The organism is Undibacterium sp. TC4M20W, assembly GCF_049340245.1.
Taxonomy (GTDB): domain Bacteria; phylum Pseudomonadota; class Gammaproteobacteria; order Burkholderiales; family Burkholderiaceae_D; genus Undibacterium.
Genome location: NZ_JBMPPI010000016.1, coordinates 107,173 through 133,755 on the forward strand (window position 1 = coordinate 107,173; position 26,583 = coordinate 133,755).

The window sequence follows — 26,583 nt, forward strand, 5'->3', positions numbered from 1 at the left end:
AAAGCTGAAATCAATTCAAATGAGTGTGAAAATATTTTTTGCGGAGGGAAACACATGAAATATGCATAATCTGATGAAGAAAATGCATATGGAGTAGCGGTAGGATATCTCCTACAAAGCGGGTCGCTGTTGTCCTGTTCTTTGTAAGATCAATTCTAATTATGATGACATCTCTTTCGCAATATTGTTGTTACTGGGGGTACCACTAGCTACTCGCTGGTTTTTGTTCCTGGACACAATATTATTCAGCCATCCCATATTTCAGAGGAGTCATCATGAAAAATTTTTTCGGTTTCTATTTTTCAACTAAAAATCAAAACATTTCTGCACTGAATGATCAGTTGGTCACTCCAGTTGTGACGGTGACAGACATGGGTAACGCTAAGAAATCGAAAAATTTGACTTCTACAACCCACCATATCCATATGAAAAAACTGGAAGAACACCGCAGAAACTTGCGAACCATGTATTTTTCCAGCTGAAAAACTGTGTGTGATTGAAAAACTTGGGAATGGCTATATACGTTACTGTTGCCGCTGTGCATGTCGCTTTGCATCTTGATGCTGAATGAGCGAGGTATGCTCGAAGATAAGCACATAATGATAGTCAAGTGCCAAGCTATTCATGAGGCTGAGGTTCAATAAACAGGAATAATCATGGGAAAGAAAATCACCGAAAATCCCTCCGACATCAAACATGTAAGCAGTGCTGACTTTAAAGATGAACTCGACAAACTGATTAGCAGGTTGCCGTCAATGTCGGATATGGAAATAAGTGCAGCCAAAGATAAGTTTTTGCGCAGAATTGATATCGCTTTGTCTAAGCTCTCATCCTGACGGAGAAATAAACTTCAAGAGTTTTCAAGTAACCAGAGCTTGATGTTAACTATTTCATGGCCCTTGCCATTAATGCTTGTTGCGACGAATGCTTATTGCAACTAATGCTTATTGCAACTAATGCTTATTGGCATTATTAGCAATTACTGACCTGATCCTGCGGGCGAGCGCTTCGCGGCTATACGGTTTGCTTAGCAATTCCACGCCTGCATCAAGCCTCCCTCCGTGCACGATAGCATTTTGTGTATAGCCCGATGTAAACAATACTGCCAGATTTGGCAAATGCTCGCGGGCTTTGCGCGCCAGCTCAGGACTACGCATTGGTCCTGGCATGACAACATCGGTAAAAAGAAGATCAATTTTGGCGCCAGCCTCGATAATAGCCAATGCGCTCTGTGCATCGGCAGCATGTAATACGGTATACCCCAAAGTGCTCAGCATCGTGATTACAGTAGTCCGAACTTGCTCATCATCTTCGGCAACCAGAATGGTTTCATGTCCGCCAATAATTTCTTCTGTTACCTGCAGAGCCAGCTTGCTTTCTTGTTCTGTCGAACGGGGAAGATATAATTTTACGGTCGTGCCATAACCCGGCTCACTGTAAATATTGATGTGCCCACCTGACTGTTTAACAAAGCCATATACCATGGACAAACCTAAACCCGTTCCCTTGCCCTCGGGTTTTGTCGAAAAAAATGGTTCAAATGCTTGGGATAGTACTTCTGGTGGCATGCCTGAACCAACATCCGACACTGCAAGCATCACATATTCACCTGCGTTCACTTCTACGTGAGTGCGTGCATAACTTTCGTCCAGTACGACGTTACCAGCTTCTATGGTCAGCTTGCCGACGGATTCCATCGCATCGCGCGCATTGACAGCAAGATTAAGCAAAGCATTTTCAACTTGCGCAACATCGACAAAGGTATTCCACAGGTTATCAGCGAGAATAGTCTCGACTTCGATAGTCTCACCCAGGCTACGTTGCAGCATATCCTCCATATCGATCACAAAACGGCCAATATTGACTACTTTGGGATCAAGTGCCTGGCGCCGTCCAAAAGACAATAAATAACTGGCCAGCTTGGCACCGCGCCGCACACCAGCCAACGCATTAGTGACCCGCTTTTCTGCATGTTGATTACCTGCAATCTCGGCAGACAATAACTGAAGGTTACCTGAGATGATCTGCAACAGGTTATTGAAATCATGGGCTATGCCGCCGGTCAATTTACCGATGGTTTCCATCTTCTGTGCATGCTGTAATGCCAGTTCAGTTTTTTTCAGAGCGATGGCTGCTTCATACTTTTCAGTAATATCCTTGGTAACCTTGGCATAGCCGACGAATTCATTGAAGGCATTGTAAATAGGATCGATCACGACATGAGCCCGGAATTTACTTCCATCCTTCCTCACGCGCCAGCCTTCCTGCTCAAAACGACCTTCGGTCCTTGCAGTCAATAGCGCGCGCTGCGGCACTCCACTATGCTGATCTTCCTGAGTATAGAATCGCGAAAAATGAGTGCCAATAACCTCTTCTTGTCGATATCCTTTGATATGTTGGGCACCAGAGTTCCAGTTACTGACATAGCCATCTTTATCCAGCATATAAATCGCATAATCAGTCACACCTTGCACTAACAGGCTAAATTGCTGCTCGCTTTGACGTAAGGCTTCTTCCGCTTTCCTGCGGTCAGTAATGTCGCGGGTAATTTTCGCAAAACCAAGTAACCGGCCATTCTCCCGGATTGCATCGATGATGACGGTTGCCCAAAAATAAGACCCGTCTTTGCGCACACGCCAGCCTTCGGTCTCGTAACGCCCTTCCGTCTCCGCTATCTGGAGAGAACGCGCGGGAAGACCGGCGGCCTGGTCCTCTGGTGTATGAAACTGTGAAAAATGCTTGCCAATGATTTCTTCAGAGTTGTAACCCTTGAATCTCTGCGCACCCGCGTTCCAACTTACCACGCGGCCATCAATATCCAGCATGTAAATCGCATAGTCAGTAATTGCATCAACCAATAACTGGAAGCGCTGGAGGTCAATCAATTTTTTATCTTCAGGCAAATTTTGGTTGAGCATCGGCTATTTCCACAGTCAAAAAATTTTGTTAACTAGCGTGCATCAACTTACCCGTCTTCCACCAGTAAGCTGCAAAATGTGGTGTTCAAGGATGCGTCATAAATGGGAAATACTAGATTCTGCCACTTTCATGCGAATAAAATTATATCGTATTGTCAATACAACTTTAAGCCTCAGATACGCTCTTCATTGTGCGGTAAGGGTACAGAAAAAGCCTATGTGCGTTCTTGCGCCTGACATCCGACCATGATACTCGATTGCTTCCATCTCACCTGTCGAAATAAAACGTCACTTTAAAGCATGCCTGGCCAAGGGACTGTAACGGCGAAGGGCCTTTGCCTGGAGCCGGAAAATTTACTTATGTTTTGTCCATTGTGAATGGTCAATTAAGCATACGTGTAGAGGATGATCCTGTGAATGCAAGCAGCAAATAAGCTAATGCATTAAGTGACTCTGAGCTTAAAGTTCGCTGCAGGCAATTTTTCAGCCACTGCCTGCTGATACATATTCTTGACCAACAGCAATATTAGCTCTAGTATTTCCCACTGCGTCAACAAAGCCAAGTATGCTCTGCTTCAAATAGCTTGAAGTGTTTGCTACTCAGCTACCCGGAATACAGCAATACCTACCGCAAGCCACATGCAAATGATGGCGTCCGAATACTCAATCACTTCAACCTCTATCACGCGCGATGAAGCGGGTGATTTAATTTAAGGAGCCGAATGGACCACAGCATTTCTTTGATTACTACCGTTGCAGCCGCTTTTGCCGGGGCGCTTGTTCTTGGCTTTATCGCCGAAAAAATCAAGGTACCAGCCCTGGTTGGCTATTTGCTGGCAGGGATAGTGATTGGCCCTACTACGCCTGGCTTTGTGGCGGATGTACATATTGCATCGCAGTTGTCAGAGATAGGTGTGATGTTGCTGATGTTTGGAGTGGGCTTGCATTTCTCACCCGCTGATTTGCTGGCGGTGCGGCGTATTGCTATTCCTGGTGCGGTATTGCAAATGGGGATTACCACGGCTGTAGGTATGGCGATTGCATCGTGGTGGACCTGGAGTGTGGGTGGTTCATTGATCTTTGGTTTGTCGCTGGCTTGCGCCAGTACAGTGGTGTTGTTGAAGTCACTGGAAGCGCGCAATCTGCTGAACACCATGAATGGCCGCATCGCAGTCGGTTGGCTGGTAGTGCAGGATTTAGTGACGGTGCTGGTACTGGTGTTGCTGCCACCATTGGCAGGCGTGTTGGGCAGCACGACTGCGGTCGTCGCGAGTACGACGCCACTGTGGATGACGATAGGCAAAACCCTGCTGCAGGTGTCTGCTTTTATTGCCTTGATGCTAGTGGTTGGCCGCCGTGCTTTGCCCTGGTTGTTGTGGCAGGTGGCGCGTACGGGTTCGCGTGAATTGTTCACGCTGTCAGTCGTAGCATCTGCAATTGGTATTGCTTATGGTGCGTCTGTGATATTCAGCGTGTCGTTTGCGCTGGGTGCCTTCTTTGCTGGCACGGTCATGCGTGAGTCAGAGTTCAGCCATCGTGCGGCAGAAGAATCACTGCCCTTGCGTGATGCGTTTTCAGTTTTGTTTTTTGTGTCGGTGGGCATGGTATTTGACCCTGCGATTTTGACGGCACAACCTTTGCGCGTGCTTTGCGTGGTGGCGATTGTCATACTGGGTAACTTCTTTACCTCTTCTGCGCTGGTGATCTTGTTGCGTTACCCACTCAATACGGCGCTGGCGATAGGTGCAAGCCTGGGGCAGATCGGCGAGTTCTCCATCATCCTGGCTGGTTTGGGTTTGTCGCTGGGCTTGCTACCGCAAGAAGGCATGAGCCTGATACTGGCAGGGGTGCTGATTTCCATAGGCTTGAATTCTTTCCTGTTCACGCTGATAGGGCCACTCAGGAAATGGGCCTTATCGCATTCTGATCTGGCGCGGGAACTCGATCAGAGACAAGACCCTTACGCTGAATTGCCAATGACGACTGAACGCAAATATCTGGAAGGCCAGGTGGTGTTAGTGGGTTATGGCAGGGTTGGCCGCCGTATTGCACAAGCTATGGATGAGCGTGGCATCCCTTATGTGGTGGCTGAACAGAACCGTGAAGTGGTCGAGGATTTGCGCAAGAAAGGCATCGCCGCCGTCTCAGGTAACGCTGCTGACCCAGCAGTGTTGATACAGGCGCATATCACCAATGCTGCGATGCTGGTAGTGGCAACACCAGACACCCTGAATGTGCGGCAAATGGCAAAAACTGCCCGCACCCTCAACCCTGGCATTGAAGTTTTGTTGCGCACGCATAGCGAAGATGAATCCATACTCTTGCGCAAGGAAGAGATAGGCGATGTCTTTTATGGCGAAGAAGAACTGGCAAAAGGCATGGCTGTGCACATAGTAAATCGCTTCAAGCCTGATGGTGCCGGGCATTAAACCAGCAATGTTCTGGAACGACTTTACGTAGTCTCTTTGGAAGCCTCTTTGGGGGCTTCTTTAGTTCTCTCTTTGCCTGCATCTCTTGCATCTTCAATAGCAACTGGCGGCTTTTTCTTTGCATGGCGGGCACCATTCCACCAATGTAGCGGGCCCAGCAGGCAATAGATAAATCCTGACCAGGTTCCCTTGTCGTTGCTGACTGCCACGATCAATACTGACAGACCTGCAACCGCCATATTGACGAGATTGCCCCCGATGTCTGACTGCAATTCAGTGAGTTGTTCAAAGTCGAGATTAAATTTCTCACGCAGGCGCCAGGCATGTTTATGCATGAGAAAAAAAAACAAAATTGACTGCGATGATGCCTGCACCATAAATAGCCATCAGTTGCCTGATTTCTGACACTGAAGAAAAATTATCGTTGTTGGCTCTCCATATCCATGAGTCAAACAGGCTGGCAAATAAAAACTTCAAGGGATAGACATACAGGAGGATGACGAACAGCAAGGCCGTATTCAGGCTGATCATCCATAGATCAGTCAGCGGGAAGCGCTTGAAAAATTTGCCGTGCTGGTACCACAAGACCATCAGCAGGACAAAGGCCACGCCAAAGGCGATAAATCCGTGCATCAGGTGGAACAGCTCATGAGCAGATTTGGGCACTTCGAGCGACACCACCAGCAGGGTCACGGCAAAGGCAAACACGGCGTCGCTGAAACCTTCTAGCCTGTGCAGGGAGATAAAACCTTGATGCTTGTGATGAACGGTATCTGACACGATATTATCCTCAGCGATGGTTATTTAAACAATTATAACGAGTTCCAGAACGTTAAGGCAGGTCTGATGCTCTGTGTCGCCAAAGTGTTGGATATCGTTCAAAAGGCCGCTGAAGGCTGGTGATATTTCATGCGATGTCGTGGTTTTTCCAGTCAAACCTGTCGGGCTTTTCCTTATCCACGACCAGGCTGCGTATCTCGCTGATGAGCCGTACCAGTCTGCCCCGCTTGCGTGGTGCTTTCAAAGCCGCTGGCAGGCGGCTGAGCCAGTGTCCGTTTGGCCCGATCGGTGCCTTACGCAAGGCAGACAGTTGGCCAGATGTGGGCAAGGGTTTGGTCGATAGCACAGCAATGAAATGATCAAGTTGTGCAGGTGCACTGAATACCAGATCAAACTGTTCAAATTCCACATGCAGAACTGCATAGCCACGGTGCAGTATGCAGGGTGGCGCAGCAGGTAAAAAACTGTCTGGCTGCCCTGCTACAGGTAGATGCACCCAATAAGCCAGCGGCGCGCTGCGCCAGTGGCTTTCAAAACTGAAATGAAATACAGGGCTCATATTACCGGGATCATATTGCAGGACTCATATCAAGAATTCGACTTGGAAAACTGTATCATGCCCTGCCGTTTAAATCAGCTTAGCCAGGTATCAGAAATGGACACAAACTACCGCAGCTTATCCTCAAAAAATTTCCTGGCATCTGCTGCTACTTGTTGATGGATGGCAGAGCGTTCAAACCTGGCAGGATCTACACAAACCTGGCGCGCCGCCAATTTGCCTAGCATATTGCACTCTGCCAAAAAAGCATAGTGGCTTACCGCAGGCAGTGTCAGCAGGCTGCTGCCAGCAATATTTGCCGCATAGACCTGGGCATTAAATTCTGGAATAGCCTGATCATCAGCCGCCCCCACCACGATGCGCACAGGTACTTTGATGGCAGCCATGCTGTCTTTGGTCACTACCCTGCCCATGACAGGTGCCATGGCATAGGCGGCCTTGATCCGGCTGTCGCTGTAGTCTGCGCCAGACCTGGCAATCTCGGCCTTGACGCGCTGGTTTTCTTTAAGCAGCGTCTGTAAGTCTTCATGGCTGAATTTGGCTTCTGGTGGAAATGTGCAATTTGGGTTAGTGGCGTATTTACCGCAAAATTCTTGCCATTGCGTGTAGCTGATCCTGCCACCTACACTGGCCAATGCGGTATAGCCACCGATAGAAAAACCTGCCACGGCAATGCGCTGGGTATCAATACCTGGGCCAATAGCGGGGTCTGCCAGCAACTTGTCGATGAGCACTGACAAATCATGCGGCCTGTCCCACCAGACGACAAAGCCTTCTAACCTGGTATGCTCTTCATACGCGGTATTGCCGTGGTGATTGACGGCGGCGACTATATAGCCGTGTGCTGCCAGGCTCTCGGCAAACCAGGCGATGGAGGCTGCCGAACCACCAGTGCCATGCGAGAGCAGGATCAAGGGCATTTTCCCGGCTGTGTGCAGCATGGGTGCATCTATCGCATTGCGGCCCGCCTTGAAGATAGCCACGTTCCAGTATTTCTCCACCGCTCCCGCCTGGGCCGGATACCAGATTGCCGTTGACAGGGGACGTGCTTTATTACCTGCCCAGGCCATGCGACTGGCATCTTCATATTGCACCAGCTTCAAACCTACGGGATAGGGATTGTGCTCCGCCCCGGCGGCCATGACAGATTGGCTGCTTGCAGCAAGTAAAATCAAGGAGGCTATGCAGTTGCGAAGAAATGACATCATATTCGTGAACTCCAAAAAATGGATGCAGAAATGCAGCGGCAGCAATGTGCCGTTGTGCATGCAAAGAATTGTCGCGACCTGACTCAGGTCATAAGACTGCCCCAGCGAGGCATATCAAAGGGGAATAACCGGGATGCAGATATCACAGTCAAAGATACCGGTTTCCGGATCAAAACAGGCTTCGGGTGAATAGTATTCAAAGCAGGGTCGGGCATCGATCTGATAGCCACTGGCAGGTAACCAGTCACGCAGGAGGGCAGCCCAGGTTTCACCGATTTCAGTGCTTCTGCCTTCGAAGTGCAGTGAGGCATATTCTCCACCGGGTATGCTGGTCAGCAAGGCATTTCCGGGGACAGGGGAATTTTCTGGCAGCTCAACTGCTGCGTCGTAGCGGCAAAGCGCCGGATCAGTAATGCTGGGGTCATCGTGACTGATGCCATAGCGCGCCCTTGCGAACAAATTATGTGTTGCCATCCACGGTGACACAACCTCTGCCCAGAACTGGCCTACCTCTGCCCCATAAGGCCCTATATGGCGCAGATAAGCGATATTGACTGGTTCTCTGTGTATTAATTTGACGTCCATGCTGGCCACCTGTTTTAAACTGGAAGAGACTCCATTATGAAAGGACGCATAAGACTGGACCTGATCATTATTGCTTACCGCTTGATTATTCTTGCTATTTGTACGCTGCAAATCAATTTGATATTGCCGCCAAGCCGCTGGCGTATAAGCAAACCGGTCTTTGAAGGCGCGGGTAAAGGCCTCTGCCGAACCAAAGCCGACTGACAAGGCAATTTCCAGCACGGGTGTGCCTGCTTGCGCAAACAGGCGAAATGCTGCGGCTTCCAGACGGCGACGACGCACATAATCCCCCAGGCGTTCGCCCATCCAGGCAGCAAACAGGCGGTGGAAATGATACGGTGAAAAATGCGCGACCCCGGCCAGCACCTCCAGATCAAGTGGCTGATCAAGGTGACGGTCTATATGCTCCAGCACCCTGTGCATGCGCGCCTGGTAATGCGACTGATGCTGAGATGCCTGTGCATTTTTCACTGATGGAAGCTGGCTCAAGTTTACACTCCCGCCCCGACTTCCCATTCCATGTATTTGGCCGACGGCTCGAACCCTTCAGACGCATATAAAGCCTGTCCATCTTCAGTGGCGTGCAGCCAGATTGTTGTAAAGCCCTGTTCACGGGCATACTGCATGGCCTGTTGCAATATCTTTCTGGCCAGGCCTTGCTTGCGGTATTCTGCCATGGTGTACATATTGAGCAGATAAGCATCCTTGCCTGCGACGTTACCCGGATACGGTGGGCGGATGAAGATGGCGAGTGAGCCGCAGGCGACGAGATGTCTATCTGCCTCGGCTACCCAGGTTTTGCAAACCCCATTTTGCAAGGCATCGCTGAAGTAAGTGCGGGTCGATTGCAACAAATCTTCATCGACACCTTTGCCATTGTTAAAATCGACCAGCTTGTCGAACAGGCGCATGCGAAGCTGCAGGACCTCTTCAAGATCAGCAGGCCCGGCCTCACGAATTACAATAGTCATCAATACTCCTCCCCGGTATTGCAGAGTGATGGAATGCAGGTATCTGCTACGCCTGCTCAAATGACTATTTTAAAACATCCGTGTGAGCCTTACTTAAATATGCATGCTTCTGTTATGTTGAGCGCCGCAAAGTAATTGCCTTTTCCGGGCAGGCTGTCACGCATAAACCGCAAGAGCGGCAGGCATCGGCATTGGGGGTATAGGCTACCTTCATGCCATGTACTCTTTGCTTGAGTTGTGCCAGCAAGCCCAGTTGTTTGTAGTCTTCGGCGGCAATGCGGCGAATTTCAAAGACGTTTTCCGGGCAAACTGGCACACAATCCGCCTTGCCTTCACACTTGCTGAAGTTGACGACAGGGATGATGACGCCTGGCTCCTGTTTGCAAACCACTTCCTTTGTCGTCTGCATTTCAAGCCTGCTCGTGCTTGTTTTCAGGCTTGTTGTCAGGCTGATTTTCAGGTTTATGGCTGTTATGATCCTGATGATGGCGGCAAGCCTGGGCATAGGCTTCATCCCTGTGCCTTCTGCGGCCAAACATGCCGTGCTGGAATTTCTCTCTTTCTTCGGGCGTCAGTTTTTCCCAACGACGATGCCAGTGGTGTTCGCCATGTTTATGCCAGCCACCATGTCCACGCATGCCGCCAAACAGGATTTTACTGAGCACCAGCAAACCCAGCGCCTGCAGGAAATCGATGCTGCGGGCACCGACAAACAAAGCTGGCATGAGCCAGTTCCACAACATCATGACTACCCAGCTCAGTGCGCTGATGCCAGCGATCACTACCACCATGATTTTTAATACTCTAAATCGCATTAACATATCAAACTCCAGTCTTAATTAAATTCTTCCAATAAGTCTTGCAAGCGCATGCGCAGATGCAAGACGGCATAGCGCTTGCGCGCCAGCAAAGTGTTAACGCCCAAGCCAGTAGCGGCGGACATTTCCTTAAAGCTCAGCCCTTCGATTTCATGGCCTATGAAGGCATCGCGCTGCTCTTCTGGCAATTCATCCAAGGCTTCATACAAAGCTTCCAGCATGACATTGCGTGCATAGGCGGCCTCCGGTCCTTCATCTACAGATGGCATGACTCTGTCGAGCCAGGATTCATCTTCACTACCCTCCTCTACATCAGGCAGGGCGACTTCTTTTTTCTTGCGAAAGCGGTCTATGATGCGGTTGCGGGCAACCCTGAACAGCCATGCACCGACCTGTTCTATAGGCTCTGGCAGGCGATAAGCCTCAACCAGTTCATAAAAGACATCTTGCAAAATGTCTTCTGCCTCGCTGGCATCTGCCACGCGCTTGCGTATGAAGCTACCCAGCCGCCCACGTTCGCGCCTGACCGTTTCAGCAAGGTCTTTGTTCTGGTCAGCCATCAGCTCTGGTGGGTTATGTGTAGTCTCCATGCCTGTGAAGACGCGCAATAAGGGCGAATATTGCAGATACAGGCAAAATAATTGGCAAACACTAGCATATCAACGCATAGGATAGAGAAAAATGTTATCAAATAACAATTTATTTCTGACGCAGTTTGCTGGGATGATATTGAAAATTCAGAAACTAAGTATGCGGTTCACCCTGCCGTTTTCTCGTTTTCGCTACTTAATTGAGGTGCATGCAGGGGAATTACAAGGATGAAACGGGTTCCCTCCTCTGGCTTGCTCTCCAGCCGTATCTCACCACCCAGCACGCCGGTCACCAGGTTATAGGCGATATTCATACCGAGGCCAGAACCACCTTGCCCCAGCTTGGTCGTGAAGAAGGGATCAAAAACACGTTTTTGTATTTGCTCTGTCATGCCTATGCCATTGTCGGCAAAGATGATTTGTACCTGATCATCAGGCAGTAATTGCGTGCTCAAACACATCTCACCAGACTCACGTCCTTCAAATCCATGCGTCAATGCATTAGTCATGAAATTCGTCATGATCTGTCCCAGCGGGCCTGGGTAACTGTCCATGCCTATGCCGGGGGCCAGTTCAGTCACGAGATGGTAAGGCGTGTTTTTATACATGGGTGCCAGGGTGACGATGAGCTCTTCCAGCGCCACTTTCAAATCAAATTGTCGCCTGTGGCTGCTTGACTGATCAACTGCGACTTGCTTGAAACTACCGATCAACTCGCGCGCCATGCCGAGCGTGCGCATGAGCAAGGCGGTGCCGGTTGTTGCACTATCGAGATAATGGTCAAGCACTGAGCGCTTGAGTTGCCCGTCATTGATGTCGCGCACCAGGTCCCGGGTCTTGTCCTGCAGGGTACTGGCCACTGTTACGCTATTACCTATCGGTGTGTTCAGTTCATGGGCAACTCCTGCCACGAGTGAACCCAGGGCCGCCATTTTTTCTGAACGCACCAGTTCATCCTGAGTGTGCCGCAATGATTCCATGGCTGCCGCGAGTTCGGCATTGGCTTGCTGCAGATTGAGCGTGCGTAATCTGACGCGCTCTTCCAGCTGCGCGGTCATTTCGCGAATCTCTTGCTCTACCTGAACTTGCCTGGTCACATTCAGCAAAGAAAAAATGCACATGGCCTTGCCATGCATTTTGATCAGTCTGGCCGACAACAGGAAAATCACTTCCTCCCCGGCCTGATCCCTGATGCGGACTTCCAGTTGATCTATCTTCTTGTCACGCCCCAGATCTTCATTGAATTTGGCCCGCAGCTCAGCTTGCCGGATGATGCCCATTTCCAGCGTCGTGCGGCCTACTATGTCCTGCCTTTGATAACCCAGTTCCTTGAGCCAGACATCATTGACTTCGACTATGCAATCAGTTTTAACATCGACCAATCCCAGAGGTATAGGCGATAATTGAAAGAGCGTGGAATATTTTTGCTCATTCTCACGCAATAGTGATTCTGCGTGCAGACGCGCTGTTTCTGCACTGAGCTCCTGATCGATATTGCGTGAGGACAGCAGCAGATAGGTGTCATCACCGGTTTCAAACTTGGAACCTGAAACACGGCAATTGCTGGTGTGGCCCTGTTTGTGGCGGAAGGCGATTTGCATATTCCTGACTTCGCCATGCAGCTGTATCTGCCTGATCAGTTGGTCTCTTTGCTCAGGTTGTTCCCATAGCTGTATTTCGTTTGAGGTATGGCCTATCGCTTCTTTCCTGGTGTAACCAGACATTGGTTCCCAGTTGCGGTTGACATCGACATATTCACCTGTCGCCATCCTGGTGATAGTCAGGGTATCGGGCACCAGTTGAAATACGGTTGACAGCAATTTCTCGCGTTCCTGCAAATCACGCTCGGCCTGTTCCTGCAATTGCTCGACCTTGCGCAGCGCCGAGATATCTTGCATGGCGTAGGCGATGTAGGGTTCACCACCAACGTCAAAGAGTGTGCCCGAGATAAGTACGTGGTAAGCATGCCCCAGTTTATGTCTGTACAAGCCCTCGAAATTATTGATCTCGCCATCGCGTCTTAAGGTTGCCAGCATCTCAGCGCGCCGTCTGACATCCATCCATAAATTCAGTTCCAAAGAATACCGTCCCAGGGTCTCTTCCCTGGAGTAGCCGGTAATGGTTTCCCAGTGACGATTTACATCCAAGTAACGGCCATCTTTTTCACGGCAAATCGCCAATACATCCGGCACCATCTGGAAGACTTTTTCAAACAGGGTTTCACGGTCTTTGGACAGGCGCTCTATATTTTTGCGTTCTTCCATTTCCTGTTTTAAATTATCATTCATGCGCGCGGCATCATCTTGCTGCCGCAACAAAGCAGCAACCAGAAAAAGCATGCCTATAGCCAGGTCCAGCAATGTCGAGGCTTGCAAACCAAGCACCAGATATTCTGGCTGGTTTTGCAGGAATGGCGAACCAGCCAGATATATGCCTTTGAAGCCCAGCAATACACCAAGCAGGATAAACCCCAGCACGTGTTTTTCATTGCGAGTGCGCAAAAACGTCATCGAGGCTGCCAGCATAACCAGACCGAAAGCCAGGTAAACAGGTAGCATGCGCCACAATGAATGAACCGCAGTCAGTGACGTCATCAACAGCCAGAGAACCGCAATCGCAAAGCTCAGCATGACGGGCATGACGAACACGGTGACACCGTGGAAGATGCGCGTACCCGCCCACAGGTAACAGATATAGCCAGACAAGAAGACATCTGCCGCCAGATTAAAAACCAGGCTTTGTCCATCACCAAGAAGATGGCACAGTTGCTGCATGACCAGGCAGGCATAGGCCAGCGCCCAGCACCTGCTGGCCCGGGGATGCAAATGTAAATACTGGATATAGAACAACACCAGCATGGTCAGAAATGAAGTGACCAGTGAAGTCACTATCGCTGCGGGAAGATAAGTGGAAGGCATAATGGAAGACATAACGAAGACTAACGAAGACGTAACCAAGACGTAATTAGCTACCCGTACTGCCTGCGCCAAAAAACTTCTAACTCCATACCCGTTCTCGATTCAGGTGTGCTGCCTTGTAAACATGGGTTTTGATACCTGGACTAGTCCAATAGCATAGAACTTGCCTGATTTTGCTGTATATTCGACGATAGAGCTTCAGTTTATGGCGTAAATAGTAGCACCGAACATCAGCACAATTGGTGACGAATATCAATTTATGTTACGTACCAGTGTTGCAATAATCATTATTTAACATTTTCCATTTCTTTGGTCTTGATTATGCAGACTGGTTCACATAAGATTGAATTGAAACTTACTCAAGCAACAGGGAGCACACTGATGAAGAATCAACACAGTAGAACACCCGGCTTGTTACAAAACGATCTTTTTCGGGCACAAATGACTTGTAACATTTTGGCAAACAATGAAAGATCGCTATCGCCAGGTATATATTCACATTTAGGAAATGATTTAGTTTCTGACTGTGCACTCGGTGCAAGTCAGGACGATGATGTCATTGATTTTATTGAAGAAGATGAAGAGTCTTTGCGGCCCAAGCTGGATTTGCATCCCTGGAAAATCCTGATCGCAGATGACGACAGCAATGTGCACGACACGACCTTGCTGGCATTGAGCGGCGTTAAAATCCATGGCAGGTCATTGGAATTTATCCATGCCTATTCTGCCAAAGAAGCGCACAGCATCATACGCAACAATCCTGATATTGCCCTGATCTTGCTGGATGTGGTGATGGAAACTGTCGATGCAGGCTTGAAGCTCGTGAGTGTCATCCGCAATGAAATGTCATTGCCAAATTTGCGCATCGTTTTACGCACAGGCCAGCCGGGCTATGCGCCTGAGCAGCATGTCAGTGAGACCTTTGCCATTGATGGCTACACGACCAAATCAAAACTGACACGCTCATTACTGATTTCTGTGCTCAACGATACGCTGGCAAACAGCCACGACAATCCCGAAATACCGAATTAGCATTTGTTTATGCAAACGGGGCATGACTGGGGCCAGTTTTCTGGCCCCTTTTTTATGCATAACAAAATCATGAGACAAAAATACTTGTCTACAGTTTTGTCCTGCTATTCGACATCGGGCTGATTAGCCGGTGCTGCCTTGATAAAGGCTGGATGTTCATTGGAAGCCTGATGTATGCGCATGATAGTAGGCATACTACTTAAATCGCAATTGAACCTTTGAGCATTGGCGATTTGCGGTATCAGAAAACAGTCTGCAAATCCCGGCGTGTCGCCGAGGCAAAAACGGCCGGTACGATGATCGGCTGCCAGTTTTTGTTCCAGTACGGCCAGGCCGGTTTCACACCAGTGACGGTACCAGGCATTCTTTTGTTCATCACTGACTTGCAGTGTCCCTGACAGATATTTCAACACCCGCAAATTATTAACGGGATGAATTTCACAGGCTATCGACAAGGCCAGCGACCTGACATGAGCACGATCCAGAGCGCCGGATGGCAGCAAGGCGACTTCAGGATACACTTCATCAAGATATTCAATGATCGCCATCGACTGCGTCAGTGTGACGCTCTCACCATCTAGCTCGTCCTGCAATGCCGGTACGAGCCCATCCGGATTCAAAGCACGGTAAGCAGGTGTCAATTGTTCACCGCCATTTTTGACCAGGTGAATCGCTACCTGCTCATAATCTAGCCCCTTGAGATTAAGGGCTATCCTTACACGGTATGAAGCAGAGCTGCGAAAATATCCATATAGTTTCATGATAATGCTTACACCATTTTGATTTTCAGATCACTCAAACCCGTGATCGAGGCTTCCAGCAAATCGCCGCGCTGTACGGCTGCCACACCTTCTGGTGTTCCTGTATAGATCAGGTCGCCGGGTTGCAGCGTATATAGTTCAGACAGACAGGCGATGATTTCTGCCAGGCTCCAGATCAGCTTACTGGTATCACTATTTTGCCGGACTTGTCCGTTCACATCGAGACGAATATGGGCTTGTTCCATGCCCTGTACGGTATCTGCCCTGTGAATCTGGCCTATAGGCGCAGAAAAATCAAATCCTTTGGATGTACACCAGGGCCTGCCCTGGTCTTTGGCTTCGGCCTGCAGATCACGGCGTGTCATGTCCAGCCCGACTGCATAACCCCATATATGGCCGAGTGCATCCTCAGTGCGGATACTCTTGCCGCCCTTGCCTATGGCGACAACCAGTTCAACTTCATGATGCAGATTGACGGTCATGGGTGGATAAGGCATTTCACCGACGCTACCCTGCTTGACGGGCAATACGGCGTCAGCCGGTTTCATGAAGAAAAATGGTGGTTCACGCCCTGACCATCCCATTTCTTTGGCATGCTCTACATAATTCCGTCCTACACAGTAAATCCTGTGCACAGGGAAATAAGCCGTGCCACCAGCTATGGGTACAGCAGCCTGCTGTACAGGTGGGAAAAGGTAATCCATATCTGCTCCTGATTTCTGATACCAGACAGTATTATGGCACTTTCATTCAGTCTCTGTCACATGGAGCAATTGCCATTCAGGCTTGCCAAAGCCATATTGAATGACACTGGTTATAATGCATGAACAATTGTGGAGCCCAATAATATGAAAACCTGCTTACATCCCAAATACCTGATTCCCATAGAACCACGTGCCACTGTCCTGAGCGGGCATGCGCTGGTCATGCAAGATGAAAAAATCCTGGCCATACTCAGCAGTGCTGAGGCACGTCTGCAGCACCCTGATGCACAGCATGTGGAATTGCCGGAACATGCCGTCATTCCCGGCATGATCAACTTGCACGGCCATTCTGCCATGACGCTGTTGCGTGGCCTGGCAGATGATCTGAGCCTGATGGACTGGCTGCACAATCACATCTGGCCAGCCGAGAAAAAGCATGTGTCAGAAGAATTCGTCTTCGACGGAAGTGTCTATGCGATGACAGAAATGCTGCGCGGCGGTACCACGACCATCAATGATATGTACTTTTATAACGACGATGTAGCACGTGCAGGCCTGCACACAGGCATGCGCACCGTGGTCGGTTGCAGTGTGCTTGAGTTCCCTACCAGCTATGCGGCCGATGCTGATGGCTACCTGGAAAAAGCACTGGCTTCACACCAGGCTTTCAAGGGGCAAAGCGGTGTCTCTTTCCGCCTGGCCCCGCATGCGCCTTATACCGTATCAGATGCGACTTTCAAAAAGATCGTGGCGCTGGCGGATAAGCATGACATGGGCATACATTGCCACATCCATGAAACCATGGATGAAGTCAATGACAGTATCCGCGACCATGGCATGCGCCCTTTGCAGCGCCTGCACAATCTGGGCCTATTGTCACCACGCCTGATTGCTGCGCACATGGTGCATGCGAATGAAGATGAGATCAAACTACTGGCACAACAAGGCGTGCACATTGCCCATAATCCCGCCAGTAACCTGAAGCTGGCGTCTGGCTTTGCACCTATCCATGCCATGCAAACTGCCGGTGTCAATGTAGGCATAGGTACCGATGGTGCAGCCAGCAATAACAAGCTGGATTTACTCGGTGACTTGCGTATGGCAGCATTATTGGCAAAAGCAGTGTCCAGCAACCCGACAGCCTTGAATGCCGGTAATGCACTGGAAATGGCAACGCTGGCTGGTGCCAAAGCCCTCGGCATGGACCAGCAAATCGGTAGTCTGATAGCAGGCAAGCTGGCTGACGTGATTGCAATAGACCTGTCTGCTATTGAAACCCTGCCGCTGTTTGATCCTGTCTCGCAAATCGTCTATGCCGCCGGGCGTGAACAGGTCAGCCACGTCTGGGTCAATGGACGCTGCCTGATGGCTGATCGAAAACTCCAGACCGTGGATGAAGGCCAGCTCAAGGACAAGGCAAGATGGTGGCAGCATAAGGTTGCTACAGCCTAGGTTTTTCAATTTCAATCTATCAAATTTTGATTTTCGTATGAAACCAGTAAACTCAATTTTTAAATTAAGCATTATCAGTGGCTTGATCGCAGGCGGCGGTCTGTTGTTGACGAGCGCCCAGGCAGCGACTCCTTTGACGACAATCGCTGAACAAAGCGGTTTCAAAAAGACCGGGCGATATGAAGAAGTAGAAAAGCTGTGTCAGGCTTTTCAGAAAAACTATCCCAAGGAAGTGCGCTGCCTGGAATTTGGCCGCACACCAGAAAACCGCCCCATGCTGGCTTTGCTGGTGACACGCAGTGGTGCTTTCACACCTGCACAGGTAGCAAAACAAGCTCTGCCGGTGACCCTGATACAGGGCGGCATCCACGCGGGTGAGATAGATGGCAAGGATGCAGGCTTTCTGGCATTGCGCGAGATACTGGACAATAAAGTCGCACCACATGTGCTGGACAAGCAAGTACTGTTATTTGTCCCGGTCTTCAATATCGACGGGCATGAACGCTTTGGTGTATGGAATCGCCCAAATCAGCGCGGCCCCGAAGAAATGGGTTGGCGCACCACCGCGCAAAACTTCAATCTGAACCGCGATTATGTGAAGGCAGATGCGCCTGAAATGCAAGCCATGCTCAAACTCATCAACACCTGGGACCCGCTGGCTGTCATTGACTTGCATGTGACTGATGGCGCCAAATTTGAACATGATATTTCGATACAGGTAGAACCTATCAATTCAGGTGATGCAGCCTTGCGTGTAGCGGGTAAAATCTTGCGCGATAATGTTATGGCCGATCTGACGAAACAGGGCTCGTTGCCGCAGCCTTTTTATATGTCTTTCATGCGTGAAGATGATCCCATGTCAGGCTTTATGGACAGCGTGCCTACGCCACGTTTCTCCAGCGGTTATCCAGTTTTGCGCAACCGCTTTGGCATGCTGGTGGAAACCCATTCATGGAAAGATTACCCTACCCGCGTGCGCATTACCCACAACACCGTGATATCAGTGCTGGAGCAAGTGGCAGCAAATGGCGGCCAATGGCTGTCTATTACCAAAGCGGCAGATAAGCGTGCAGCGCAGTTGGCTGGTCAAAGTTTGCCTGTTACTTATAAGACGACGGAAAAAACCAGGGACATAGACTTCCGTGGTTATGCCTACACACGCACGATGTCTGATATTTCTGGCGCATTGATGACGCGCTATGATGAAAGCAAACCGCAAGTATGGAAGGTAAAACTGCGTGATGAGATTGTGCCGGACGCACAAATCAGCTTGCCTAAGGGCGGTTATATCGTACCTGTCGCCTACAGCAAAGCGGTGGCGGAAAAATTGCAGCAGCACGGCATAGAGTTCCGCATTCTCAATACCGACTTGAATGCCGTCTCCGCTGAACAATTCGCTACCAGCAAGGCCAGCATGCAAGTGCAGTCATTTGAAGGACGGCAAACCTTGAAGCTGCAGGGAACATGGCAAAACCAGGCGCAAAGCCTGCGTAAAGGTGCTTTGTTCATCCCTGTTGCGCAGGCAAAAGCAAGGTTGATTGCGGGTTTATTTGAACCGCAGGCACCGGATGCACTGGTGAACTGGGGCTGGTTCAATGGCGCTTTTGAACGCAAGGAATACATGGAAGCCTATGTGGCTGAAGATGTCGCGCGTGAACAATTAGCCGCTGACCCGCAATTGAAAGCCGCATTCGAGAAACGTATTGCTGAGGATGCCGAGTTTGCCAAGAGCGCATCTGCCCGTCTGGAGTTCTTTGCGCAACGCCATTCATCATGGGACAAGCGCTATCAGGTTTATCCTGTGCTGCGACTGGATTTTGTTCCCCAGTAAAACTTGCAATCCGCCACATGCTGACATCTGCATGTGGCGACGTTTTAATGAAAGAACAGGTAGGCAACAAAAATCGCTGCAACCACACCAGCAAAATCAGCCAGCAAGCCCATGGATATGGCATAGCGGGTCTTGCGTATGCCGACTGAACCAAAATACAGGGCGACAATATAAAAGGTGGTGTCAGCAGAGCCCTGGAAAATGCAGGTCAGGCGGCCAATGAATGAATCCACGCCGTAGGTTTTCATCGCATCTACCATCAACGCCCGTGAGCCTGAGCTGCTGAGCGGCTTCATCAGGGCGGTCGGCAAGGCAGCGGTAAAGTCCGTATTCAAACCCATCTGCGTGAACAACCAGGTAAAGCCGGAAACGATAAACCCGAGGATGCCGGAATTGCGTAAGACACCGATAGCGACCAGCATACCCACCAGATAAGGGATGATGGTCAGCGAAGTCTGTATGCCACCTTTGGCCCCCTCAATGAAAGCTTCATACACATTCACTTTCTTGCGCATGGCACCCAGCATGAAGCTGATGATAATGGTGAATAGCAAAAGATTGGCACTGATTTTTGAAAACACTTCAATGTCAGTGCGACTCATGTGCTGACTCATATACCAGACCAGGGCAACGATAAAACTCGTTAAACCACCCAACCAGCCCATGATCACCCGGTCAAACAAATTAATGCGCTGCCTGATGGCAACTGCAATCAGGCCAACCACGGTAGCCACGTAAGTAGCAATCATGCAGGGGATAAAGATATCGGAAGGGTCTTTTGCTCCCAGCACGGCGCGTTGCGCCATGATGGCAAGGGGGATCAATGTCAGGCCTGAAGTATGCAAGACCAGGAACATGATCTGAGCATCACTGGCCTCATCTTTGCTAGGATTCAGGCTCTGCAGGCTTTCCATCGCTTTCAGACCAAAGGGTGTGGCAGCATTGTCCAGGCCCAGCAGGTTTGCTGAAAAATTCATGACCATATGGCCGTTGGCAGGATGGTTTTGCGGTACGCCAGGAAATATCCGTGCAAAAAAAGGGCCAATAATTTTGGCGATAAAATCAATTGCCCCGGCTTTTTCGCCTATATTCATGATGCCCAGCCACAATGTCATGACACCCGCCAGCGGCAAGGCTATGTCCATGACACCCAGGCGAGCTGACTCAAAAGTCCCGTCCATGATGCGCTTGAATACTTCTACATCTCCCAATATCAACCATTGAGCCAGGGCAGCAATAAAGCCGATCAGAAAAAAAACTGTCCAGATGTAGGTGAGTAACATGGCATTCAATATGGGATAAGTGTGCAGGCTTTTTATCATGAAAAGCTTGCGCTGTAGTATGAAAATTTGCTCCGGTACCATAAACGCCCGGCATGGGACATGCCACCAGTCTGTAACATCTGCTTGCAGTTTTGTACGGACATACACAAATTGCTGTCAGCCGCATCGTCCTGCGCCGCGTTATATGGACATCAGAACATCAAAACGAAGGAAGAGATGCCATGAAAGCTACTCAATTTATCAAAGGCCTGTTGTCAGCAGCGTCAGCTCTGCTGATCTGTGCTGCCACTGCAAATACGGCGCTTGCTCACGATGCCTATGTCAGAGACTACCGCTGGCACCCTGCGCCTCCGGTGCATCAGGTAGTACGCAGCTACAACTACGTGTATTACCCGTCCCAGCAGGTATATTACGCACCGGCACAGCGTAATTGGTACTGGGCAAATGGTGGTGCCTGGCAAAGTGGCAGCCGCCTGCCCTATGGTGTCAATGTCGATATGCGCATAGGTGGTGTACCTGTAGTGTTGAGCTCTCCCAGACCTTATGTCGAACATGTCTACGTAGAGCAAAACTATGGCCGCCCATGGCGTGACCGTCATGGCTGGCACCAGGAAAGACGTTACGAACGAGAATGGCGTGAAGAAAGACGTGAGCGCCACCATGATCATTACTGGCGCTAGAACATAATGACATAAAGAAAAGAAGCCGCTACTACCTGCTGTAGCGGCTTCTTTTTTGCCTAATTCCCTACCAGGCTGGCAGCAATATTGATGGAAAAACCAACTACGGCCACATTAAAGAAGAAACTGAGTACTGACTGCGCAAGCACAGTCTTGCGTGTCTGCCTGTTCATCACGGTCACATCAGAAGTTTGTGCGGCAACGGCGATGGTGAATGAGAAATACAGAAAATCCCAAAAATCTGGTATGCACTCCTCTTCCGGGAAGCGCAGGGCTGGCTTGTCTGGCGGAGCGTTATAAAACTGCAATGCATAGTGAAAACAAAAAATTACGCCCAGCAACAGCCAGGAACCCAATACCGTACTGCAGGCAAACAAGTATTTGATTGCCCTTTCCTCTCTGCTGGCCCCTGCCAGACCAGACAATTCGTGAATGATGGCCAGCAGGCTCAGGGTCGCTGCCAGTGACATCAATGCCAACACCGCTACGGCACTTTCGTCTTCCTGCTGCGCCATCTTGCGCACCGCATGCTTGTCTGCCCCCATCATCAACCAGGCCATCAACAAAAGGTAGGTCCACACAGCCACATTCCAGCCAAAAAGGGCGCGGGTGATCAGAGACAGCGGCCCGGGCAGGAAAACTGCAGCCAGAGCGCCCAGAGCCAAAGTAAGTACCAGACGTGGGCGACGTTGAATAATTTGTTTGATGATGAATCCTGTCAGGTCAAAAATATTAGAACTCATTTCATAAATATGAATGAGGCGCGTTTGCCTCACAACACTGATTGGCAATGCGGATACGGCCATTAATAATGGCACTATCAACAATAAATTCTATGTTGTCTGGCACATGTTATGAGACAAACCCTTCGGGAACTGACTATTTGGGCGCATTACTGCGTTGCGTCCTTTGCTAAGGCATGAGCCTTAGCTGCAGGCCACGCCTTGCACTGCATCCCAAATCGCCTTGTTCGCACTCATCCCTATTTATGAAATGAGTTCTAGAAATGATGCATGAAAATTACGGAATTTCATATAGTAAATTCAGACAGCCGTCAGAATCAAACATGCTGCCGCATCAAGTGTAGTATATTCATTATCAATTGATATTCGGACATATTCGTCACCGGATCAGGTTAATGCATGCGTCTTAATAAAAAATCGACTTCCTTTTAAGTAAAATTTTATTACACTGAAGCAATACGTCTCCGATAACGCAGCACGCTCATTCAGCGAGGCAAGCACCATGAACAGACATTACCGCTATTTGCCACTTTCCAAGGTGACGCCGGGAACAGTGCTGGCCGATGATTTGCTCGATAAAGTCGGCCACGTCTTGCTACCTGCAGGCACAACGCTGACAGAGCGCATGCTGCAGGCGATTGCGCATCACGATATCCATCAATTGACGGTCGAGGGCGAAGCGGGTGCCGTGCATGAAGAGCTTGAGGATCTGGCGACCAAATTAAGCCGTATAGAAAAAATCTTTCGCCAGGCGGGAGATACTGAGCCGGCGAGCATACTGAAGTCCTATGTCATTGACTACCGTAAAGGGGAAGCCAGATGACTGATGCCAATGAATTCAAGGTACAACTGGAAGACGTGGTAAAAAAAATCAAGGACTTGCCCACTCTGCCAGAAGTTGCCATGGAGATGCTGCAAAATCTTGATGATGAAGAAAGCAGCCTGGACATGGTCACTGAAAAAATCGCCCTGGATCAGTCTGTCACAGCGAAATTATTAAGGCTGGCCAATTCATCCTACTATGGCAATAACTCCAAAGTAGTGACCTTGCAGCAGGCGACTGCCATGCTGGGCGTCAAGAATGTGAAAAACCTGATACGCACGACAGCCTTGTCGAACAAGTTTCCCACTGAGAAATGTCCTGCATTTGATTTCAAGGCATTCTGGCGCCATAGCGTTGCCACAGCGATTTGTGCTGAGCTGATCTCGCGCGCACTGCACATGAAGCATGATTTTGCCTTTACTGCGGGTCTGTTGCATGACATAGGCAAGCTGGTGCTGGTGACCTGCTACCCGGCAAATTATGAACAGGTTCTGCGCTATCAAAAAGAGGCAGATTGTCTGCTCATCGAAGCTGAACGGCATATCCTGCACATCGATCATGTGGATGCTGGTCTGGCACTGGCAACACACTGGAACTTTTCTGAGGCAGTGTGTGATGCCATACGTGGTCACCATCATCCCGAACAAGAAAACCTGAACGTACTTGCTTCGGTAGTACATGTAGCAAATGCAATTGTGCACGCACTTGACCTGGCACAGGATGAAAACGATATCCTACCCTTGCTGTCACAGGCTGCTTGGGATACGCTAGGGCTTGGTGAAGCTGACTACCTGAGCATTTTTCGCGAAACTGAAATGCGTTTCGATGCCATGGATCAGATCGTACTCTGACACTCTTATATTTGCCTCATGTATCTGGATAAAACGATTTTGGAACGACTCAAGCTTTTCAGGGAAACGGATTATCGTATTGAAGATATCCACCTTTTCCGCGACATTACCGAAGACAACAGACAACTCATTGCCGACATCATCAAGGATTGCATGGTAGTCCGCGCTTATACAGGCCAGGTTGTACTGGACGCAAACAGCTCGGGAGCGAAACTGTTTATCGTCCTCAAAGGTGCGCTGGGTGTCAGCCGCATTACCGAAGAAAGCAATCAGCTGGAAAATACTATCACGCAGTATCTGCCGGGTGAATGCGTAGGTGAAATCTCTGTACTGGACGAAGAAATACATTCAGCCACCATTTCTGCCATCAATGAGTGTGAATTATTGCTGATAGAGGCAGAGACATTGTGGCGTCTGATCGATGAGTCAAATGGCGTGGCCCGCAACCTCTTGCAATTGCTGTCGTTCCGCATACGTGCCGCCAATGCGCAAATCCGCAGTCGTCAAAAGGTTGGCGAATTCTATCGCCAGTTGTCTATGGTGGATGGGCTGACAGGCTTGCATAATCGCGCCTGGCTGAATGCACAATTGCCTGGCATGGTACAGCATGCCCATGCTACCGGCGCAGCGCTGAGCATCATCATGGTCGATCTGGATCACTTCAAACGCTTTAATGATGAGCATGGCCATTTGCTGGGGGACGATGCCCTGCAAACTGCAGCAAAAGTATTGAATGCAGGCTTGCGTCCCAGTGATTTTGCCGCGCGTTATGGCGGAGAAGAAATGATGGTCATACTACCTGGTGCCAGTCACAAATCTGCCATGGGTGTAGCGCAAAGACTGTGCAGCCGCCTGGCAAAAACCAAGGTATTTATCGATCGCCAAAAACCGCTGCCGCATATTACAGGCTCATTTGGCGTTGCAAGTTTGAGCGCCGGGCAAGATAGCAATGAGCTCATCAGTTGTGCTGATGCGGCTTTGTATCGCGCCAAAGATAACGGGCGCAATCAAGTCGCGAACTGACTCAGACGATAAAGATAAGGACAAAAACAAAGGCGCCCCGGAGGCGCCTTTGTTTTTACATCAGGTCATGCATTATTTGCCGGACTGATTCGCGTAAATCACCCAGTAACGTGCCAGATCGCCTGAGCCATCTGTGCCCTTCACTGTTTTCAGTGTTTTGATTGCATTGGCTTTTTTGCCTGCCTGCAGTTGGGCGATACCCAGATGCAATTTCGCATCATCTTCCTGCTTGAGGCCACCTTTAGCGATGCCCTCTTCCATCATCGCGATGCCTTTGTCGTAATTACCGGCTGTTACGTAACCGTAGCCGATATTGACCAGAGCATTGCCATCCTTGGCGGCTTTAGCTTCGGTTTCGCTAGCTGCCAGGCCTTTGGTAGTCTCAGCCTGAGTCTTGTTTGCCATATCGCGCAAACGCTTGTGACGCTCAGCGTCCTTGCCTTCGCCCAATGCACCAGCCTTGTAGCCAGCATCGATCACCTTGGTGGCTTCTGCCGGGTAACCAGCCTGTATCGCGAACAATGACATGTCCATGTAGTCAGCGCTCTTGGTAATTTGACCCAGAGCCAGTTTCAGACGCATCAAATCAAGTTTGAAACGTTCGGAATAGCCAGGTTTTCTCTCAATGTTATTGAGCAGGTTGACCCAGTACTCTTTCTTGCCGTGGAAAGCCACCATTTTTTCCAGTGCGCTGGAGTAAGTGGCCATGTCTTTACGCTTCAATGCGTCATTGGACTGATATTCCAGATTGGTCAGGCTTGGTGTGCGGCCTGATTTTTCATCTGCTGCCAGTTCAGCATTGATTTCCTTCATGGCCTTTGCACTGTCACCGCTCTGCAACATGGCTTGTGTGAGGTAAGGACGCAGCGAAGAATCTGTACCACCGTCAGCATAGTAACGGTTATACCATTGTACAGCTTTGCTATAGTTACCTGCTTTGAAATAGCCATTCGCCAGAACCTGTATCATTTGCAACTGTTCTTTACCGCCCAGCTTGTTTGCAGAAACAATGGTTTCTGCAGAACGGATCACGGTGTCGTTATCACCAGCAGCAGAGGCGATAGACAGGCGCATGCGTTCTATCGTGAAATTTTCATTGACTGTCTTGCCGCCTACGCTATCGGCTTCATGAATCTTGGAAAGCGCTTCCCTGAATTTCTTCGCTTTATACAATTCACCAGCGCCGTGCACAATTTTGGCAATCTCGGGGCGCAAGGACTCTTGAGCATAAGCTTGATTTGCTGCGATATTTGTTAATTCCGGAGCGGCGGCAAAGCCAATAGCTGCAAACAATACAGCAATACGAGACAAGCGAAGTTGCTTCATATGTTGATCTCTCAATCAATAAATTTAATAAACTTTGGGATTGCAGCTTAAAAACAGGCAAAGCCCAACCCGCGAATATGAAAAATGGCAGGGAGAACCCTGCCAATTTTCAATCATACCTTAATAACTCAGCATTGATACGCCGAAAATGTCATGAAGTGCTTATTTATCACTTCAGATACTGCTCATTCCCGACCATACCGATCTTGGTCACACCAAGACGCTGTGCCGCTGCCATGACCGCAGCCACAGACTTGTAAGGCACAACCGCAACCGGACGCAGATGGATCTCTGGCTG

At 49.6% G+C, this 26,583-nt stretch carries 27 protein-coding genes; 10 read left to right on the plus strand and 17 right to left on the minus strand.

The window, feature by feature from the left end; all coding sequences use genetic code 11:
- The first annotated feature begins 275 nt into the window (after positions 1-275).
- On the plus strand, positions 276-482 hold the full coding sequence (locus ACO0LL_RS18930) for a hypothetical protein (RefSeq protein ID WP_422952381.1): 207 nt from the start codon (positions 276-278) through the stop codon (positions 480-482).
- Positions 483-656: 174 nt separating this feature from the next.
- Complete coding sequence (locus ACO0LL_RS18935; protein WP_422952382.1) at positions 657-836, plus strand: hypothetical protein; 180 nt, start codon at positions 657-659, stop codon at positions 834-836.
- A 117-nt stretch (positions 837-953) separates the two neighbouring features.
- Here the strand turns inward: ACO0LL_RS18935 and ACO0LL_RS18940 are convergent, their stop codons facing one another.
- On the minus strand, positions 954-2,918 hold the full coding sequence (locus ACO0LL_RS18940) for a PAS domain S-box protein (protein ID WP_422952383.1): 1,965 nt from the start codon (positions 2,916-2,918) through the stop codon (positions 954-956).
- Positions 2,919-3,640: 722 nt separating this feature from the next.
- On the opposite strand from ACO0LL_RS18940, the gene ACO0LL_RS18945 reads away from it, so the two are divergent.
- The gene (locus ACO0LL_RS18945) at positions 3,641-5,347 is read left to right on the plus strand and encodes a cation:proton antiporter (RefSeq protein WP_422952384.1); all 1,707 of its coding nucleotides are present in this window, start codon (positions 3,641-3,643) and stop codon (positions 5,345-5,347) included.
- Between the two features lie 23 nt (positions 5,348-5,370).
- On the opposite strand, the gene ACO0LL_RS18950 is transcribed toward ACO0LL_RS18945, so the two are convergent.
- From ACO0LL_RS18950 to ACO0LL_RS18995, 10 genes are all read right to left on the minus strand, one after another.
- Positions 5,371-5,682, minus strand: coding sequence for a hypothetical protein (locus ACO0LL_RS18950; protein WP_422952385.1), 312 nt, complete (start codon positions 5,680-5,682; stop codon positions 5,371-5,373).
- On the minus strand, positions 5,675-6,127 hold the full coding sequence (locus ACO0LL_RS18955; protein ID WP_422952386.1) for a TMEM175 family protein: 453 nt from the start codon (positions 6,125-6,127) through the stop codon (positions 5,675-5,677). The genes ACO0LL_RS18950 and ACO0LL_RS18955 overlap by 8 nt, the downstream gene beginning before the upstream one ends.
- A gap of 127 nt (positions 6,128-6,254) precedes the next feature.
- A complete protein-coding gene (locus ACO0LL_RS18960; RefSeq protein ID WP_422952387.1) occupies positions 6,255-6,686 on the minus strand; it encodes a hypothetical protein in 432 nt (143 codons plus the stop codon).
- Positions 6,687-6,793: 107 nt separating this feature from the next.
- A complete protein-coding gene (locus tag ACO0LL_RS18965) occupies positions 6,794-7,894 on the minus strand; it encodes an alpha/beta hydrolase family protein (protein ID WP_422952388.1) in 1,101 nt (366 codons plus the stop codon).
- 114 nt (positions 7,895-8,008) lie between these two features.
- Entirely contained in the window at positions 8,009-8,968 is a 960-nt protein-coding gene (locus tag ACO0LL_RS18970; protein WP_422952389.1) for an AraC family transcriptional regulator, read from the minus strand.
- Positions 8,969-8,970: 2 nt separating this feature from the next.
- Positions 8,971-9,450: a GNAT family N-acetyltransferase gene (locus ACO0LL_RS18975; protein ID WP_422952390.1), complete on the minus strand. Its 480-nt coding sequence runs from the start codon at positions 9,448-9,450 to the stop codon at positions 8,971-8,973.
- A 112-nt stretch (positions 9,451-9,562) separates the two neighbouring features.
- Entirely contained in the window at positions 9,563-9,859 is a 297-nt protein-coding gene (locus tag ACO0LL_RS18980; RefSeq protein ID WP_422952391.1) for a 4Fe-4S dicluster domain-containing protein, read from the minus strand.
- Position 9,860: 1 nt separating this feature from the next.
- Complete coding sequence (locus ACO0LL_RS18985) at positions 9,861-10,271, minus strand: hypothetical protein (protein ID WP_422952392.1); 411 nt, start codon at positions 10,269-10,271, stop codon at positions 9,861-9,863.
- Positions 10,272-10,285: 14 nt separating this feature from the next.
- Entirely contained in the window at positions 10,286-10,858 is a 573-nt protein-coding gene (locus ACO0LL_RS18990) for an RNA polymerase sigma factor (protein ID WP_422952394.1), read from the minus strand.
- Between the two features lie 167 nt (positions 10,859-11,025).
- Positions 11,026-13,788, minus strand: coding sequence for a PAS domain S-box protein (locus ACO0LL_RS18995; RefSeq protein ID WP_422952395.1), 2,763 nt, complete (start codon positions 13,786-13,788; stop codon positions 11,026-11,028).
- Between the two features lie 429 nt (positions 13,789-14,217).
- Here ACO0LL_RS18995 and ACO0LL_RS19000 point away from each other — a divergent pair, with 429 nt between their 5' ends.
- A complete protein-coding gene (locus ACO0LL_RS19000; RefSeq protein WP_422952396.1) occupies positions 14,218-14,808 on the plus strand; it encodes a hypothetical protein in 591 nt (196 codons plus the stop codon).
- Between the two features lie 104 nt (positions 14,809-14,912).
- Here ACO0LL_RS19000 and maiA read toward each other — a convergent pair whose 3' ends face one another.
- Positions 14,913-15,569 (minus strand): maleylacetoacetate isomerase, encoded by a 657-nt coding sequence (gene maiA / locus ACO0LL_RS19005; RefSeq protein ID WP_422952397.1) that lies wholly within the window; start codon positions 15,567-15,569, stop codon positions 14,913-14,915.
- An 8-nt stretch (positions 15,570-15,577) separates the two neighbouring features.
- On the minus strand, positions 15,578-16,273 hold the full coding sequence (locus ACO0LL_RS19010; protein WP_422952398.1) for a fumarylacetoacetate hydrolase family protein: 696 nt from the start codon (positions 16,271-16,273) through the stop codon (positions 15,578-15,580).
- 144 nt (positions 16,274-16,417) lie between these two features.
- On the opposite strand from ACO0LL_RS19010, the gene ACO0LL_RS19015 reads away from it, so the two are divergent.
- Both ACO0LL_RS19015 and ACO0LL_RS19020 read left to right on the plus strand, forming a co-directional pair.
- Entirely contained in the window at positions 16,418-17,725 is a 1,308-nt protein-coding gene (locus ACO0LL_RS19015) for a TRZ/ATZ family hydrolase (protein ID WP_422952399.1), read from the plus strand.
- Positions 17,726-17,762: 37 nt separating this feature from the next.
- Entirely contained in the window at positions 17,763-19,556 is a 1,794-nt protein-coding gene (locus ACO0LL_RS19020) for a M14 family metallopeptidase (protein ID WP_422952400.1), read from the plus strand.
- 44 nt (positions 19,557-19,600) lie between these two features.
- Here ACO0LL_RS19020 and ACO0LL_RS19025 read toward each other — a convergent pair whose 3' ends face one another.
- Entirely contained in the window at positions 19,601-20,839 is a 1,239-nt protein-coding gene (locus tag ACO0LL_RS19025) for a nucleoside recognition domain-containing protein (protein WP_422952401.1), read from the minus strand.
- A 221-nt stretch (positions 20,840-21,060) separates the two neighbouring features.
- Here ACO0LL_RS19025 and ACO0LL_RS19030 point away from each other — a divergent pair, with 221 nt between their 5' ends.
- Positions 21,061-21,519 (plus strand): hypothetical protein, encoded by a 459-nt coding sequence (locus tag ACO0LL_RS19030; protein WP_422952402.1) that lies wholly within the window; start codon positions 21,061-21,063, stop codon positions 21,517-21,519.
- A 59-nt stretch (positions 21,520-21,578) separates the two neighbouring features.
- On the opposite strand, the gene ACO0LL_RS19035 is transcribed toward ACO0LL_RS19030, so the two are convergent.
- On the minus strand, positions 21,579-22,262 hold the full coding sequence (locus ACO0LL_RS19035; protein WP_422952403.1) for a DUF1345 domain-containing protein: 684 nt from the start codon (positions 22,260-22,262) through the stop codon (positions 21,579-21,581).
- Between the two features lie 502 nt (positions 22,263-22,764).
- On the opposite strand from ACO0LL_RS19035, the gene ACO0LL_RS19040 reads away from it, so the two are divergent.
- Genes ACO0LL_RS19040 through ACO0LL_RS19050 form a run of 3 tightly spaced genes read left to right on the plus strand, consistent with a single transcriptional unit; the run spans position 22,765 to position 24,959 of the window.
- Positions 22,765-23,085, plus strand: a complete 321-nt coding sequence (locus ACO0LL_RS19040; protein WP_422952404.1) for a hypothetical protein — start codon at positions 22,765-22,767, stop codon at positions 23,083-23,085.
- Positions 23,082-23,936, plus strand: a complete 855-nt coding sequence (locus tag ACO0LL_RS19045) for an HDOD domain-containing protein (RefSeq protein WP_422952405.1) — start codon at positions 23,082-23,084, stop codon at positions 23,934-23,936. The genes ACO0LL_RS19040 and ACO0LL_RS19045 overlap by 4 nt, the downstream gene beginning before the upstream one ends.
- Positions 23,937-23,954: 18 nt before the next feature.
- Positions 23,955-24,959 (plus strand): diguanylate cyclase, encoded by a 1,005-nt coding sequence (locus tag ACO0LL_RS19050; RefSeq protein ID WP_422952406.1) that lies wholly within the window; start codon positions 23,955-23,957, stop codon positions 24,957-24,959.
- Positions 24,960-25,031: 72 nt separating this feature from the next.
- On the opposite strand, the gene ACO0LL_RS19055 is transcribed toward ACO0LL_RS19050, so the two are convergent.
- Together ACO0LL_RS19055 and ACO0LL_RS19060 are read right to left on the minus strand one after the other, a co-directional pair.
- Positions 25,032-26,285: a tetratricopeptide repeat protein gene (locus tag ACO0LL_RS19055; RefSeq protein WP_422952407.1), complete on the minus strand. Its 1,254-nt coding sequence runs from the start codon at positions 26,283-26,285 to the stop codon at positions 25,032-25,034.
- Between the two features lie 169 nt (positions 26,286-26,454).
- Positions 26,455-26,583, minus strand: a 129-nt coding sequence (locus ACO0LL_RS19060) for an ExbD/TolR family protein (protein ID WP_422952410.1), incomplete at its 5' end; no start/stop codon positions are given.